General features: G+C 35.9%; 16 protein-coding genes. 10 read left to right on the top strand and 6 right to left on the bottom strand.

Annotation, left to right across the window (positions count from 1 at the left end):
• The first annotated feature begins 250 nt into the window (after nucleotides 1-250).
• The 3 genes from KNQ97_RS16205 to istB all read left to right on the top strand — a co-directional run bounded on the left by KNQ97_RS16205 (nucleotide 251) and on the right by istB (nucleotide 3,065).
• Nucleotides 251-487, top strand: coding sequence for a hypothetical protein (locus KNQ97_RS16205; protein ID WP_002047769.1), 237 nt, complete (start codon nucleotides 251-253; stop codon nucleotides 485-487).
• Nucleotides 488-756: 269 nt separating this feature from the next.
• Complete coding sequence (gene istA / locus KNQ97_RS16200) at nucleotides 757-2,322, top strand: IS21 family transposase (RefSeq protein ID WP_253612454.1); 1,566 nt, start codon at nucleotides 757-759, stop codon at nucleotides 2,320-2,322.
• A complete protein-coding gene (istB, locus tag KNQ97_RS16195) occupies nucleotides 2,319-3,065 on the top strand; it encodes an IS21-like element helper ATPase IstB (protein WP_253612453.1) in 747 nt (248 codons plus the stop codon). The genes istA and istB overlap by 4 nt, the downstream gene beginning before the upstream one ends.
• A 67-nt stretch (nucleotides 3,066-3,132) precedes the next feature.
• On the opposite strand, the gene KNQ97_RS16190 is transcribed toward istB, so the two are convergent.
• The 3 genes from KNQ97_RS16190 to KNQ97_RS16180 all read right to left on the bottom strand — a co-directional run bounded on the left by KNQ97_RS16190 (nucleotide 3,133) and on the right by KNQ97_RS16180 (nucleotide 4,678).
• The gene (locus KNQ97_RS16190; RefSeq protein ID WP_253612452.1) at nucleotides 3,133-3,315 is read right to left on the bottom strand and encodes a hypothetical protein; all 183 of its coding nucleotides are present in this window, start codon (nucleotides 3,313-3,315) and stop codon (nucleotides 3,133-3,135) included.
• Nucleotides 3,316-3,725: 410 nt separating this feature from the next.
• Nucleotides 3,726-4,280 (bottom strand): TetR/AcrR family transcriptional regulator, encoded by a 555-nt coding sequence (locus tag KNQ97_RS16185; protein WP_253612451.1) that lies wholly within the window; start codon nucleotides 4,278-4,280, stop codon nucleotides 3,726-3,728.
• Between the two features lie 236 nt (nucleotides 4,281-4,516).
• On the bottom strand, nucleotides 4,517-4,678 hold the full coding sequence (locus KNQ97_RS16180; RefSeq protein ID WP_153300538.1) for a hypothetical protein: 162 nt from the start codon (nucleotides 4,676-4,678) through the stop codon (nucleotides 4,517-4,519).
• 513 nt (nucleotides 4,679-5,191) lie between these two features.
• Here KNQ97_RS16180 and KNQ97_RS16175 point away from each other — a divergent pair.
• Both KNQ97_RS16175 and KNQ97_RS16170 read left to right on the top strand, forming a co-directional pair.
• Nucleotides 5,192-6,574, top strand: coding sequence for an amidohydrolase (locus KNQ97_RS16175; RefSeq protein ID WP_253612450.1), 1,383 nt, complete (start codon nucleotides 5,192-5,194; stop codon nucleotides 6,572-6,574).
• A gap of 262 nt (nucleotides 6,575-6,836) precedes the next feature.
• A complete protein-coding gene (locus tag KNQ97_RS16170; protein ID WP_000276394.1) occupies nucleotides 6,837-7,517 on the top strand; it encodes a hypothetical protein in 681 nt (226 codons plus the stop codon).
• 44 nt (nucleotides 7,518-7,561) lie between these two features.
• Here the strand turns inward: KNQ97_RS16170 and KNQ97_RS16165 are convergent, their stop codons facing one another.
• The 3 genes from KNQ97_RS16165 to KNQ97_RS16155 form a co-directional block, all read right to left on the bottom strand.
• A complete protein-coding gene (locus KNQ97_RS16165) occupies nucleotides 7,562-9,400 on the bottom strand; it encodes a monovalent cation:proton antiporter-2 (CPA2) family protein (RefSeq protein WP_253612449.1) in 1,839 nt (612 codons plus the stop codon).
• A gap of 235 nt (nucleotides 9,401-9,635) precedes the next feature.
• The gene (locus tag KNQ97_RS16160; protein WP_069371077.1) at nucleotides 9,636-11,078 is read right to left on the bottom strand and encodes a glucose/sorbosone family PQQ-dependent dehydrogenase; all 1,443 of its coding nucleotides are present in this window, start codon (nucleotides 11,076-11,078) and stop codon (nucleotides 9,636-9,638) included.
• 188 nt (nucleotides 11,079-11,266) lie between these two features.
• Nucleotides 11,267-12,193, bottom strand: a complete 927-nt coding sequence (locus tag KNQ97_RS16155) for a LysR substrate-binding domain-containing protein (RefSeq protein ID WP_000845355.1) — start codon at nucleotides 12,191-12,193, stop codon at nucleotides 11,267-11,269.
• 152 nt (nucleotides 12,194-12,345) lie between these two features.
• Here KNQ97_RS16155 and KNQ97_RS16150 point away from each other — a divergent pair, with 152 nt between their 5' ends.
• From KNQ97_RS16150 to KNQ97_RS16130, 5 genes are all read left to right on the top strand, one after another.
• Complete coding sequence (locus KNQ97_RS16150; RefSeq protein WP_000200064.1) at nucleotides 12,346-12,987, top strand: hydrolase; 642 nt, start codon at nucleotides 12,346-12,348, stop codon at nucleotides 12,985-12,987.
• A gap of 39 nt (nucleotides 12,988-13,026) precedes the next feature.
• Complete coding sequence (locus KNQ97_RS16145; protein WP_024437362.1) at nucleotides 13,027-13,323, top strand: putative quinol monooxygenase; 297 nt, start codon at nucleotides 13,027-13,029, stop codon at nucleotides 13,321-13,323.
• A gap of 184 nt (nucleotides 13,324-13,507) precedes the next feature.
• A complete protein-coding gene (locus tag KNQ97_RS16140; protein WP_253612448.1) occupies nucleotides 13,508-14,077 on the top strand; it encodes a TetR/AcrR family transcriptional regulator in 570 nt (189 codons plus the stop codon).
• A gap of 140 nt (nucleotides 14,078-14,217) precedes the next feature.
• The gene (locus tag KNQ97_RS16135) at nucleotides 14,218-15,237 is read left to right on the top strand and encodes an MBL fold metallo-hydrolase (RefSeq protein WP_253612447.1); all 1,020 of its coding nucleotides are present in this window, start codon (nucleotides 14,218-14,220) and stop codon (nucleotides 15,235-15,237) included.
• A 198-nt stretch (nucleotides 15,238-15,435) separates the two neighbouring features.
• Nucleotides 15,436-15,984 (top strand): Rrf2 family transcriptional regulator, encoded by a 549-nt coding sequence (locus KNQ97_RS16130; protein ID WP_000323486.1) that lies wholly within the window; start codon nucleotides 15,436-15,438, stop codon nucleotides 15,982-15,984.
• The last annotated feature ends 150 nt before the right edge of the window (nucleotides 15,985-16,134 follow it).

Raw genomic sequence — 16,134 nt, 5'->3', positions numbered from 1 at the left:
TAACTTTTCTGATCCATAATTTTTTTGGTGTAAATCGTGACAGAAGAAATCTATCAAATCACAATAAGAATTTCATGAGTTTTCGCTTTTTAGTCATCCGCAACTTTCCTAAAAAACACTATTTAAATAAATCAGCAACTTAACATAAAAATTATGGCTATTTTGTACTTAAAGTTTTAGAAAAAAATTCGGGTTCTCAAGCTTCATTATTTTTTTCATAATATAAAAAATCCAACACCACCGAACAAATATGGACACGACCAAACAACATCAGAATTTTGCAGATGAACTCGAGCAAAAATTTGGAAAAATTGTAGGAGGAACTGAATTAACGAAACTGCTAGGCTATCCAAGTACAGATGCTTTTCGGCAAGCAATGAAAAGAGAACAATTACCAATAGATGTTTTTTCTATACCTCATCGTCGTGGATATTTTGCCTATTGTCGAGATGTTGCTCAATGGTTAGAGAATTTACCTAAAAAATAGTGAATTACTTACATGAGATATTTCAAGGAGAAGTACTAGTGATTTGATTTACCAAACTTTTATGATCTTTAGGTAAGGCACAATAGTTTATGCTTTGCAGAGCATAAACTATTGCAATAAAACGATGTCTTGAGCAGACCTTTTTATTCTGTGCATTTTTCGAAGTAATGTCAATTCGCTTTGTCTTATGCCATCACGCCTTACCATAAATATTCAACTATCTCATTCAATTAGAAGCTTTTACTCTGATGTAAAGGTTAGGAATCTTTATGCGTATACCTTATGAAAAACAACGTGAAATTATCCGTTTACTATCTACAAATACATTAAGTAATCGTGAAATTGCTAGAATTGTTCATGTTTCACATAACACGGTAAAACTTTTAAGAACAAAGTTTATGAAAAGCGGCGAAACATGGGAAAGCCTCTCATCTTTAACTATACAAGAATTCCATCAACGACTCCCCAAAACTACGAAAAAACGGTTACATAGACCTAGAAAGCATGTGCCTGATTGGGAATATATTAAACAGGAATTATCACGTAAAAATATGACTTTAGAACTTCTTTGGCAAGAATACAGAGAAGAATTTGGCTTTAATGGTTATTCATACTCATGGTTTGTTAAATTATTCAATCAATGGTGTAAAGTTCAAAAAAAGAGCATGAAGCAGTTTTATCATGCTGGTGAATTTTTATTTGTGGACTTTTGTGGACAAACCATTCCAATTTATGATGCCAAAACGAATATGGAAAAATTTAAAGCCCAAATTTTCGTTGGTGTGATGTGTAACTCTTCTTATAACGTTATACATGCAGTTCCAGATCAAAAGATTAAATCTTGGATTGAATGTCATATTGAAGCATTTAAACAACTAGGAGGTGTTCCGCAATATATTATGCCAGACAACTTAAAGGCTGCTGTCATAAAACATACTCGTTCTGAAATTATTATCCAAAAGGATTTTAATGAGTTCGCTGAACATTATAATTTCATTGTTTATCCTGCTCGCTCACGAGAACCACAAGATAAAGCATTAGCTGAGAAAGGTGTTCAAATCATTCAAACTCAGATTCTTGCTAGACTAAGAAATCAGCGTTTTTATTCATTGACTGAATTGAATAAAGAACTCTATATACATAACCAAAAAATCAATGAAAAACAAACTAAGACCTTTCCTATGGGTAGGACACAGCTATTTATACAAACTGACAAAGTTGCACTATCACCATTACCAGAACTACCATTTGAGATATGTGAACGTAAGTATGATGTACGTGTTAATGAATTTGGTTTGATTGAATGGAATAAGCATTTTTATTCAGTCCCTCATCAATATGTACATTGCCTTGTTGACCTTAAAGTGACACAACAGATGATTGAAATTACACATCAGCGTCAATTTATTGCTCAACATTTATTAAATGATCAAACTGGTGGCCATACGATTTCATCCGAGCATATGACTGAGACACAACGAACTTACAAAGAATTAACTTTACCTTACCTAATCGAATGGGCAGAAAAAACAGGCCCATATACGACTGAATTTGTTCAAAAGAAAATTTCGGAGAGACGTGATTTTGCGAATGGTATCCGTACAGTACAACGATTAAAGCAATGGTCTAATCAATCAGGATACACAAGTCAAGATTTAGAATCTGCTTTGCAATATGCTATAAAAATTAATGCTTTAACTTTTGACAGAATAAAATCAATTATCCAAAAACAAGTATATGGTAATCCTAGAGAGACACCTACTACTAAACTCACTTTACATCATAATATCCGAGGTGCCGATTATTTTAATATCAATAAATTAGGAGATAAATGATGTTATCACCTGATTTAAGAAATAAATTGGTTCAACTCAGATTATCAGCTATGGTCAAAGTTTTAGATTTAAATTTGGTTGACCCAAAATTTTTAGAATTAACGTTTGAGCAACAACTCACTCATATCGCCGATGCTGAAATTTCAGATCGTGCCAATAGAAAAATTAGTCGATTATTAAAAAATGCAAGCCTGAGATACCCTCGCGCATCAATAGATAATATTGACTATCACTCAGAAAGAGGTATTCAAAGACGCCAAATTTCAACATTATTTGATAATAAATGGATTCAGTATCGTCAAAATTTAATTATTCTTGGTGCAACTGGAACAGGAAAAAGTTGGTTAGGTTGCGCCTTTGCAACACATGCTTGTCGCCATCATTATAGCGTTCTGTATTTCAATACCAATACTCTATTTGAGGCACTAGCTCTTGCTGTAGCAGATCGAACGCTACCGCAGTTAAGACGTAAGTTGATTAATACTAATCTATTAATTATTGATGACTTTGGTTTAGGAAGCATAGATTCGCATTTAGCATCCATATTTCTGGATATCATTGACCTACAGGCCGTAAACGGATCATTACTTTTAACAAGTCAGTACCCTACGTCTGTATGGCATAGTCGATTTGAAGATCCGACATTGGGGGATGCTGTTTTAGATCGAATCGTGCATAAAGCTCATCTTATAGAGTTACAAGGAGAATCTATGAGGAAAAGACAAGGTAAAAATACAAATTAATTTTTAGGGAGACTGAAATATGTCTCCTTTATTGTATGTATGTAAAAATGGTCAGGTTAAAAAGATTTTAGCTGGTCAGATCAAAAGAGCATGAGTGGTCAGTTTGATAGATATTTTGCACAAAGAGACCTAAACAATAAATTTCAACCTCTTTAGGACTCAAACCATTTTCAATAGTCAAATTTTCAATTACTTCTGCTTGAACAGCTGTAGAATTATTTTTGACATCCTGTTTTTGATTATTACCCATTTTAGGAGTCCACATCTTTATTAACTCTCTTATTAATCGTAAGACCTGTAATATTTTCACCCTGAATTCCTATAGAGTTATCAGACACCTTCTGTATTTTGGTTACTGATTTACTCTCATTTTTTGGGATCCTAAAACTCATCAGTAAAGCAATAATTGCAACTATAAATCCCCCCCATGAATCAAATCCTGGTTTAGTAATTCCCCAGCATAGAGCTAAAAGCATACTTATAAAGGAAAATAATATTATAATTAGTCGAAACATTTTGATCTTACCTAATTTACAAATTTATGAATATCAAATTTAGATAACTTTTCATTAATTTTACTTCCTTTTCAAATGATTCCTTAGTATTTATTCAAAAATTTTGATCAATTTGCAACTTATTCCCATTTAAAAACGGAACCAATTAGTGAATCCCCCCAAAAAACCTCTCCACCACCATATCCCTTTCTTCCAAACTATTTGAGCTTAAAATCTGGAACATCAAGCCATCAATTAGGTTTAAAACCAAATTGGCATCGGGCTTTAATGTATGGGTTTCTAAACTAAAAATGAGGTCAAAAATCTCATGATGCAGCCATTTTCTATACTCAACCGCCATACGGTAAGCGCTCGCATACATATGTTTAATTTCAAAAAAGGCTTTAAGCAAAAGATAATATAGGCTATTAAAGTTAACATGTAAGTTTATAATTTCTTTGAGTTTGTTCTTTGAAGTGCGGTAACGACTTGAGTAAATAATGGCAAGTACTTCTTCTTTCAGCAAACTTTTTTGAAAAGCAATGCACATTTCAATTAACCGTTCTTTTGAGTGAAAGTAATTATAAAAAGTCGCCTTGGTTATTTTGGCTTCTTTAATAATTAGGTCTACACCCGTCGTATGAAAACCATAAGTAACAAATAGGCGTATGGCAGTATGAATAACCTGTAATTTTTTGGAAGAAGTTTTTAAATTTTGCATAGTTTTACCGTTATAAATTCTTGTTGTTTCTAAAAGAGATTAAAAAGCCTGTGCCTTTTCTGGGAGAAAAAAAGGCACAGCAAAGCCGTAAAGACTGTGCTTGGCACATCTCAAGTTTTATTGTTGCTAAGTTTTGGTCGTGACGATTTAAAGCCTGAAAAGCCTATAGGCAATCAAACTGCTTTAAAGTGTTTTAAGTTGTGTCGAGATAGATTTTGACAGTGACTGCCAATAATTTATGAATGTGCATAGCCAACTCCTTCTTTTGGGAGTTCTGCCGAAACATTATAAATTATGGTGGCAGAACGGAAGCGGGTTGACGGACTGGTTTCAACTCCAGCACACTCGAAAGTGTCCCACTCCCGTCCTACCGCTACGGGAGGGAACGAGGTGTGCACACAAGACTCTTCCTCAGAAGAAATAATCCTGATGTGGTTGAAATAGCGGTCCGTCAAAACCGACTGGCAATGTAGGCCAGCCCGCAAATGGTAATCTTCAATATTTGAGCTGTCAATGTGAAATTGGCTAGAAATTATTTAATTAATTATTGTTTTTCATTGTATTAGGTACTTTGTCTAAACATTATATAAAGTAATATTGAACACTGTTTTATAAGTACAAGCTCCCGCCTCTATTTTTTTCAAATGTTGTATACGCCAAGTCCCCTTATACGCCTATAAGCTTAACTTAATAAAATGATTAAGAAGTATTAGATAAATATTGCATTTTTTTTATTAGATAAGCTATTTTTATATGCATAAAGTTGTATATACATGTTAGGTTGTGACTATACATATAAACCATGCATAGCCATAACGCCAGATACGCTTTATCACAAAATTTAATATTGAGAACCGGGCATTTTGTCCGTTTGTTCTCCTCTAAATAAGAACTGACTATTGAGGCAAAACATGGATTGTTTATTTAATAAATCTTTCGAAAAGACGATGAAAGGATTTCAAAAACTGGTGTTGGGGGCACCCCTCCTCATTACCGCCCAAACAAGTTTTGCCGATTGGATTAAAGATTCTGTTTCTAAAAATGAATCAAAAACTATTCAAATTCGCCATTATATTCATGAGCATCCAGAACTTGGGAACATGGAGTTCAACACTTCAAAATTAGTGCAAAATGAGTTGAAGTCTTATGGTATCGAAGTTCGAAAAGGATTTGCCAAAACAGGTGTTATTGGAATCTTAAAAGGCGATCTGCCTGGTCCCGTTATGGCATTAAGAGCAGACATGGATGCCTTACCCATCGAAGAAAAAACAAATTTGAGTTATGCAAGCAAAGTAAAAGCACAATATCAAGGTGAGTTACAACCTGTTATGCATGCATGTGGTCATGACGCACATACGGCTATGCTATTGGGTGCAGCAAAAATACTTGTAGAAAACAAGAATAGACTCGCAGGCACTGTTGTTTTTGTTTTCCAACCTTCTGAAGAAGGAGCTGCTGATTTGGCTGGTTTTAGCCAAGGTGACCAAATCGGCTCAAGAAAGATGATTACAGACGGCGCTCTTAAAAAACCAGAACCTGAAGTCATGTTTGGTATCCATGTCGTTTCAGGTATTCCAAGTGGCAGCATTTTCTATAAAGATGAAGCTATGCTTAATAGTGCTGATGAATTCCGCATTAAACTGACTGGACAGCAAGTGCATGCTTCTATGCCATGGGCTGGTCGAGATCCAATTGTGGCATCTGCTGCCATTATTAATAATATTCAAACGATGATCAGTCGCCGTTCTGATCTTACTAAAGGTATGGCCGTGATAACGGTAGGACATATTTCCGGCGGAACTGCGGCCAACATTATTCCGAAAGAAGTTGATATGGAAGGTACTATTCGTACCAATAACGAAGATATCCGTCAAAATATTCTTCAACAATTGCCTGAAATGGTCACTCATACTGCACTTGCAAACAATGTAAAAGCTGATATTGAACTCTCGCCTTATGCACCTGTAACTTATAACAATAAAATGTTAACTCAATTAATTTTGCCTACATTAGAAAATACGGTTGGTAAAAATAATTTGCATCGTATGGAGACTAATGCAAGTGCAAGTGATGACTTTGCACACTATGGCAAGCTTATGCCCTCACTTTATATTTCACTCGGTGCGACTCCTAAAAATCAAGATATGAGTAAAGCAGCTCCTAATCATAGTCCAGAATTTATTGTAGATGATGCAACTTTAAAAACAGGTGTTGAGTCTCATATACGTTTTGTTATGGATTATCCTGCTATTGCTAGTCAGGTACAAAAAGCTTGGAGAAATGATAAGAAATAATTTTTATTAGTTAATCGCTTCACTCATTTTATATGGGTGTGAGCGATTAATATAAAAATATTAGATTTCTATTTATAAATCATAATTAAAATTATAAAAACAATGCATAAAAACAATAAATTACAAGAAAAACAATATTAAATTGATTTTATCAAAACAGCTATATTCTATATGGATATATAGTAAAAAATTATACAATATTGATACCTATTTTTTAATGTTATTAATTAATCTCTTAACTAATAAAATAGGTAAAATCGTAATGTATAAATTTTTAGCACTTTCTTTTATTAGTATAGGTCTGGTTGCTTGCAATAAAACTAGTGAGGATTCTGCATTAACTATAAATAATCAGGAATATATGCCGAAACACCAACTAACAGCTAATAAATATATTTATGAATACAACAATATTATTTATAACTTACCTAACAATAGTGACCAAAAATCGATCAATTTAAAATTAAAAAAATTATTAAATACCATGCCATCTAATGAAGATAATTTAGCCATTTTAAAAACTAAAAGGAAAATTCTTATTCGTCTGGGTTGCCTTGAACAAGCTTATGCCATTACTGAAAAAATGTTAACGAAAGCTAATAATTCCAAGCTTCAAGAAACGCAATGTATTTTCTTAAAACGGATGAAAAAAGATATATCACTTATAAAACAATGTTATGAAAAAACTGCGTCCAGCTATTTAAACGAAATAAACCTAATTCCTAAAGCACAGTTATGGTACCAATATGCATTATGGGGGAATTATGCAGCAATGTACCACGCTGGTCATAAAGAATATAAGTTTAAGTTACTCGAACTTATTAACTATCATAATAATGAAGATCATCGTTTAACATACCGACAAATGTATGAAAGCGTAGTGAATCCGTCAATTTTACAAAAAAGAATCGACCGGATTCCTTATAGCCCTGAGTGTCGTTAGCAACTCTTTAACCTCTAGATTTTCACCTAAAAATTTTGGAGCATTTACCCATCCATATTTTCATTATCCGAAGCATCATCTTTATTTAAAATACGCCCTTCCTGTTTTGGCCGAATTAATGGTGCTGTTGGTCTCGGATGATGCGCATGCGTATATTGCATACCCGCTCCGGCATATACATCATCGGCGGCAATTTCAGTTTCAAAACGCTCATTGTCCAAATCTCGAATTTCTTCGGTAATTCGCTCTACCTCGTCTTCATCTACACCTAGTTCTTGTAAAATAACACCCCCAAATTTGATGGCAGACTCAAAAGTTTCACGAATCATGTAGTCTACTTTTTGTTTGACTAAATGTAGTGAATGTTCACGATCATATGAACGAACTAATAATTTCGCTAACGGAAATTCATGAGTCACAAGTTCTACAATTCTATTGGTAGTTTCTTTACTATCTACACATACAACAATTGCTTGTGCGGTTGCGGCTCCAGACGCATGTAGAATATCTAAACGGCAACCATCACCATAATAAATTTTAAAACCAAATCTTTCAGCATTTCGGATCATGTCGGTATTATTATCAATAATGGTGACGTCTACTCCTCTTGCCAACAATAATTGACTAGTTACCTGCCCAAATCGCCCGAAACCGATCATTAAAACATTACCAGTTAAACCCTCGGCAATATTGATGTTTTCTAATGAAACATTCGCCTTAGATTGAGTAAAACGCTTAAAAATAATACCTACAATTGGGGTTAATACCATTGAAAGTACAACAATCGCAGTTAGGTTTGATTTAATAGTACTATCAATGACTTGTGCACTTAATGCGGCAGAAAAAAGTACAAAGGCAAACTCGCCACCTTGAGCCATCAATAAGGCACGATCTAAGGCCTCAGTATGAGAACTTTTAGTTAATCGCGCGACCATATAAATCATGATGGCTTTAGCAAACATGAGAGCAATTACGCTACTTACAATAAGCTGCCAGTTTTGAGCAACCACTGATAAATCCAGTGACATGCCAACCCCAAGGAAAAAGAGGCCTAACAGGATTCCACGGAAAGGTTCAATATCAGCTTCAATTTGATGCCTAAAGGTAGATTCAGATAGCAACACACCAGCCAAGAAAGCGCCCATTGCCATAGTCAAACCGCTCACTTGCATGAGCAATGCCGCACCCAATACCACCAGCAAAGCGGCAGCTGTCATCACTTCTCTTGCTTTAGCGGCAGCCAAGATTCTAAATAATGGATTAAGTAACCAATGCCCTGCTGCAATAAGACCCGCAATGGCCAATAAACCAATTCCTATATTTTCTAAACGTACCGATGTGCTTTCGACCACATGATTCGGTGCCATAAAAGCAACAATAGCCAGCAATGGCACAATCAATAAATCTTCAAATAATAAGATGGCTACAATTTTTTTCCCGCGAGGCTGAGTTAAGTCACCACGATCGCCCAGTAGTTGCATCACAATAGCAGTCGATGTTAATACAAACCCTGCTGCGCCAATAAAAGCAACTTGCCACGTAAAACCAAATAGCAAACCTACACCTGTTAATGCCACAGCACAGCTTATGATTTGTAGTGTTCCTAGCCCAAAAATTTCCCGTCGTAGACTCCATAAATGTGATGGCTGCATTTCGAGACCAATCACAAATAGGTACATCACAATGCCCAACTCGGCAATATGTAAGATTGCGGTGGAATCTTGGAAAAATGCAAAACCGAAAGGGCCAATAATCAGACCCGCAATGAGATAACCTAATACCGAACCTAAACCAATACGTTTAAAAATAGGGACTGCAATTACCGCGGCCGCCAATAAAACTACAGGGGCAATCAAGCTAATTGAATGTGCTTCTGAACTCATATACTACTCATCTTTTGATTTATCTTTTTGTATTTATTTAAATTCTCACCCTCTCCTTGCTGTAAATTAAACGTAATTTCCTATATAAAAAAGCACCCTTTTGATTGTTGCTAACTTATAAAAAGTACTTTTTAAATATTATTAGGCATCCTCTACAACTAGTTAAAAAGACCAATAACCTTATATAGATATACAAAAGAATCTAAAGGAATACCTTTAGATTCTTGTCATTATTTTACTTAGCTTTATAGGTAAACTTAATTAAAGCCCCTGGGTTTTCCAACTGGTTTGTAACGGAACCATCATCTTTTTGAACATTACCTTCCGGGTCAGTTAAGACATATAAAGTATTCCCTTCAGGGTTTGCAATAACATCACGATAGCGATTGTTACTCTTGAACATCGGAATAGCATCATCATAGGTCGTGCTATATGTCTGATCCATCTTAATACGGAAAATAACCCCACGTTTTAAAGATGGAACAAGCAAAGTATTTTCCCAACCAGGAATTGCTTTTTTACCGCCCGTATAAACATAAGCCGAAGATGGAGCTACCGTTGGCCAGCAGATATAAGTCATATCGCCACACATCGGGTCGTTATAGTTATAAGTATCCTGAACGGTAAATAAGGTCTTCAAAGGTGCAATAAAGTTTTTACCAGTCCATTCAGACTCTTTTGTTACTGGAACACCCGCCGCTACTTTTATGCCGTTTTGTCCTAAATCTTTAATTTGAGATTTATTGCTTGCGGCTGAATAGTTTGCATAGGCATAACCACTGTCATCTTTATAGCCTGCCACATTAGGCCAACCGTAGTTCCCGCCCTTAACAACCAAATTAATTTCATCGTCAGAATTTGGGCCTTGCTCAGCTTGTAAGAGCTTACCATTTGGTGCAAATGCCAAACCTTGTGGGTTACGATGACCTAATGTGTAAACATGACTTGTAACACCATTAAAACTTGGGTTATCACGAGGAATACTACCATCCAAATTTAAACGCAGGACTTTACCAGAATAGGCATGGAAGTCTTTATTCTTTAATTCTTGTTGGGTTGGAAGACTTTGGGCATAGTTAGGCTCAAACAAATACGTTAACTGGTTATGGCCTTGGTCACCCAAAGTGTAATAAATCTTATGGTCCGGTCCAATCACTAAACGACCAGCTTGATGGTCTTTAGAAGAAGGTAACCCTGCTAATAAATCAACTGGGTTTTGCAAGGTATCTGTTGATTTATTATAGGTGTATCTTCTAATAATTGTCTGATTTGGAGAGTTCTTGTCTGTTGCTTGAGGATTTTTAAAAGTTCCAGAGATATAAATATATGGGTTATTTTTAAAATCAGGATGAAATGCAAAACCTAATAAGCCGTTTTGTGCATGCGGATCATTAATAATACCAGGGACTTGAAATACTGTTTTAACTGCACCAGTTTCTGGATTTACTCGTAAGATTTTGCCTGTCACAAGTTCAGTCAACCAAATCTGGTTATCCGGTCCCCAGACTAAAGCATGAGGTTTATTTAAATTTGATAAAAGAACCTTTTTTTCAAAATTTTCAGTTTTTGCTTTTGCAAATTGCGCTGGAGTTAAGGGAACATCAGCCAATGCATTAGACATTGTAAAAAGCTGGACCGAACCTAAAAAAGCAATGTTTAGTAATAAATGTTTATTCATAATTTTCACCGTATTCAAAGTTAATGCTTTCGTATTTAGCACTTTAGTCTGTAGTTAAACTTTCATTATTATGAAATTATCAAAAACCGAATAAAATCCATATTAATGAGACACACTATCTCAAAAATGACTTAATCTTGAGTTGAAGACCAAAATCTCATTAACAACAAATTCACTTGTCTTGAATATTATTCAAAACCGGGTCGTTCATTAATAAGTGTTTCGAACTCCTCTGATAAAAAATCTAATAGTGCTCGAACGCTTGGCAATAGTCCTTTTCGTGAGGGGTAAACTGCATGCATAATGCTATTTTTTAATTCCCAATTTGGCATTAAATTAATTAATTCACCACGCTCAATTTCTTTATAAATCAGGGCAAAAGGTAATTGAGCAATCCCAACTCCTCTTAATACCGCATCTCGTACACCAATCATGTCGTTCACAATCAAACGTGGTGTATGTATAACTTTTTCAATTTTACCATTCTCTCGGCTGTATAGTGTCCATATACTTTTTTGTTCCGAGTTACCTAACCCAATTGAAGGATAACCACATAGATCTAATGGGGTTTCGGGCATACCATGTTGCTGGACCAGCTCACAATGCCCCACTATACATTGCGGATTTTTTGCAAAAATCTTCATGACCTGATCGGAATCTTCCAAGGGCGGAAATCTAATTCTTAACGCGATATCTATTCCGTCATTTAACAGGTCAATATTCTTATTGGTTACTTCAAGATGAATATTAACTTGGGGATACAACCTCATAAATTTTGAAATCATATCTGCAATGTGGTCATATAACCATGCAGGCGGGCAACTGACTCTTATTACCCCACAAGGTTCTGCCTGATTTCTTTCAATGACTTGCTGTGCAGCTTCTGCACCTAAAATCATATTTTGACATTGATGATAGTATTCTCGTCCTAACTCGGTTACATCAAATTGACGAGTATTTCTATTGATTAATCTTACCCCTAACCTTTCTTCTAATAATAAAATGCGGCGGCTTAACTTGGATTTTGGAATATCAATTTCGCGACTAGCAGAAGCAAACCCTCCATGTTGTACCACTTTTACAAAATAATAAAGATCATTTAAATCTGTTTTCATGCAATTACCACTGTTTCAATTTTAGGATTCTTTAGCCTAATTTTGTGTAGTTCCGTCCTTTCTCACTTAATTATATAGTTCATAAGTGACCAAACTTATGGCACAAAAATAATATTTGTATTATTTAATTATATTTAATAAAGGTGAAAAAAATGACTAGTGAAAACATCCGTGACCCAAAACAAGATCATCTTTTAACTCCAGAAAACTCTGCTTTTATTGTCATTGATTATCAACCGGTTCAAGTAAACTCCATTGCTTCGATGGATCGTCAACTGTTGATTAATAATATTGTAGGCACGGCAAAAGCTGCCATTGTTTATAATTTGCCAATTATCCATTCAACCGTAAATGTTAAGACTGGTTTAAATAAACCACCGATTCCACAATTAAGTAAAGTTTTGAAAGATTACCCTACCTATGACCGTACAAGTATTAACTCTTGGGAAGATACCGAATTTAAAGAAGCCGTAAAAGCAACAGGCCGTAGAAAACTCATTATGACAGCGCTTTGGACTGAAGCTTGCTTAACATTTCCTGCACTAGACGCCCTAGCTGAAGGATATGAAGTATATGTTGTGGTAGATGCTGTAGGTGGTACTTCTGTTGCAGCGCATGAAGCTGCTTTACGCCGTATTGAACAAGCAGGCGGCAAAATGATCAGTGTTGCTCAGTTATTCTGTGAACTGCAACGTGATTGGAAACGCTCAGAAACTGTACCTCAATTTATGAAATTATTTATTGAGACTGGTGGTACAGCGGGTATCCAATTCTCTTACGACAAAGCTGAATAAAAGTTTTGTATTGTCCCTATTCAAAGGATATACATTAAAATGAGTGCTGTTTATTTAGTAGTGGGACTTCGAGCAAAACCAGAAAAGATTGATCAGGTCAGAAGTGATCTTATTGATGTGGTAGCTCCATCCCGCAAAGAAAGCGGCTGTATCACTTATGAATTATTCCAAGATCAAAATGATCCTAGTCTATTTATATTTTATGAACATTGGGCTAGTGAAAAAGATCAGGAACATCATCATAATTTTGGACCACATATCCAAAACTTTCAAAAAGAAGGCATGGGTAACGTTGAAAAAATAGAATTTTTTCATCGGCTTCAAGCGCTGGCTTAGTATCAATTTAAATTATTAAATTTTTAATCTTTTGTACCTCCTTTTAAGGAGGTACTTTTATTTAAAATAAAGAAAGACCGTCAATTTTTTTATTGAAACCCCTTCGTTAAGAGCTTTTTATTTAGCTTGCATTATTTCCATTTTTATTTATGATTGAGTAATCACTCAATTATTTTATTTGTATATGGCTCGTCCTCGTAGTGAAGATAAACGTAATGCAATTTTAAGCGCTGCTATCGAAACATTGGCAGAGCTTGGCGAGCGTGCGTCTACCTCAAAAATTGCCAAAGTTGCTGGCGTAGCAGAAGGTACTTTATTTACCTATTTTAGTAATAAAGAAGAACTGCTTAACCAATTATATCTTTCACTAAAGGCTGAGTTACGTCAGGTGATGATGCTTAGTTACCCCACTAACGCTGACCTGCAAACACAAATGTCGCACATTTGGCAAAGCTATTTGGACTGGAGTTTAGAAGCTCCCCTTAAACGTAAAGTGATGGCGCAGCTTTCAACATCGGAACAAATTACTGAGCAAAGTAAACAAATTGGTATGCAAACCTTTTGTAACCTCACCCAAAACATTCAAGAATGTATTAATGACGGCAAATTAAGAGATTACCCACCGTTATTTATTGCTTCAATTTTAGGTGCGCTTGCCGAAGTTACACTCAATTTTATTGCCCAAGACCCTTCTCAAACCGAGCGTTATCGCAAATCTGGTTTTGAAGCCTTTTGGCATGCAGTTTCAATATAGACAAGAGTTAAGGATGCACGGCGTCCTTATTTTTGAATGAATTAATGAGTGAGTAAATACTCATTTAAATAAATCTAAATAAGCACTTAGCCCAAGTTCTTATTTGTACATATAGGTTTGTTCCAATAAGGAAAAACAAAATGACTATTTCAAACACAACAGACTTGCCTACTCCCTTAATGCCATCTCAGCAACACAATGGCAAATTTAGAAATACACGTCCAAACCAACACCAGCCTTCTTTTGGCAAAACGCTTCAACTCATGTGGAAGTTTCTATTTAACAAACCCAAAGATACCGTTCCAAACAAAGCAATTCCTGTTTTAAGTTTGTCAAAAGAGCAATTATTAAGTGCGCCTGACCGCTCTCTATTTCGTTTGGGCCACTCAACCATTTTGTTAAAACTGCAAAATGAGTTTTGGTTAACCGACCCTGTTTTTTCGGAGCGTGCCTCACCTTTTCAATGGATTGGTCCAAAACGTTTTCACCAACCACCGATTAGTATTGCAAACTTACCACCCATTAAAGGCGTGATTTTGTCGCATAACCACTACGACCATCTAGACTACCATGCGGTCATGCAGCTTAACGATAAAGTTGAGCATTTCTTAACACCACTTGGTGTAGGCGACACCCTTATTAAATGGGGAATTCCAGCAGAAAAGGTTCAGCAGCTCGACTGGTGGGACACCACACATGTAGATGGACTCGAACTGGTGGCTACCCCTGCCCATCATTTTTCAGGCCGTGGAATGGGTGATAGCAATGCGACGCTTTGGGCGTCGTGGGTGATTATTGATAATGACTTACGTGTATTTTTTAGCGGTGACACGGGATATTTTGACGGTTTTAAAGAGATTGGACATCGTTACGGTCCTTTCGATCTGACCATGTTAGAAACTGGTGCTTACGATCCCGAATGGCCCGATGTTCATATGCAACCAGAGCAAACTTTACAAGCTCATATCGATTTAAAAGGACGTCATTTGTTACCTATCCATAACGGTACTTTCGACTTGGCACTTCATGCTTGGGACGACCCTTTTGAACGTATCGTCGCTTTGGCTCAACAAAATAATTTAGCGATTAGCACACCGCAAATGGGTGAATTATTGAACTTAGAGGAACCAAATATTGAAAATTATTGGTGGCGTTCGTAAGTTTTCCGATAATTTTTTAAATTATTTATCCTATTAAATTTCAATTTAAAGGTATTTAAATTCAGTTATATACCCTACACATCTAGCCTCAATACCACTTCCAAATAAAACTAGGACAAACTTTGTCTTAGTTTTATTATTGACTTAAAACACAGACTGCATTAGTCTGTGTTTATAGTTGATCAATTATGAAATTAAATGGCTTATATCACTAGTAGCGTCGAGTATGCGATTCACTGTCTTCTTTTTCTTGTGAACAATGAAGATAAACCTTTGAGTAGTAAGGATCTTGCTGAATTACAAGGAGTCTCTCCGAGTTTTATGGCCAAGATTTTTCCTAAACTTGAAAAGGCAGGTCTGGTTGTTGCTCAGGAAGGTGTTCGCGGCGGCTATTTACTGGCTCGATCTGCTCACGAAATCAGCTTTTTAGATATCGTGAATGCAATCGAAGGTGAAAAACCGCTTTTTGAGTGTCAAGAAGTTCGCGGTAAATGTGCAGTCTTTAACAATGCCCCACCAGATTGGGCAACCAGTGGTGTGTGTGCCGTACATGCTGTCATGCTACAAGCCGAAAAAGCTATGCGAGACGCATTAGGTGCTCATACACTTGGCGATATTGCAGACCGTTTTGGCCGTTATGCCCCCGACGTATTTTTTAGTGATGTAAATGGTTGGATCAATGAACGGATTGAAGGAAGAACAGCAAAAATGCGGAAAAGTAAAATATCGCGGGATACTCCCGACTAATGAGCTAATAACCCTCAAATACTAAAGTAAAACATCCCTAATCCGTTTTAAACGCCTTCTCAGATTTTTTCGGACAATCAGAGAATGGATTCGCTCACCCTAAATTTTATGATGAGCTGGAACGTGTTGTCCGAAAAATCGATCAAAAGG

The sequence above is a fragment of the Acinetobacter sp. UC24323 genome, assembly GCF_024151445.1.
Classification (GTDB): domain Bacteria; phylum Pseudomonadota; class Gammaproteobacteria; order Pseudomonadales; family Moraxellaceae; genus Acinetobacter; species Acinetobacter baumannii.
Note: the sequence above shows the minus strand (reverse complement) of the source record. Positions and strands in the feature narration are given on the sequence as shown.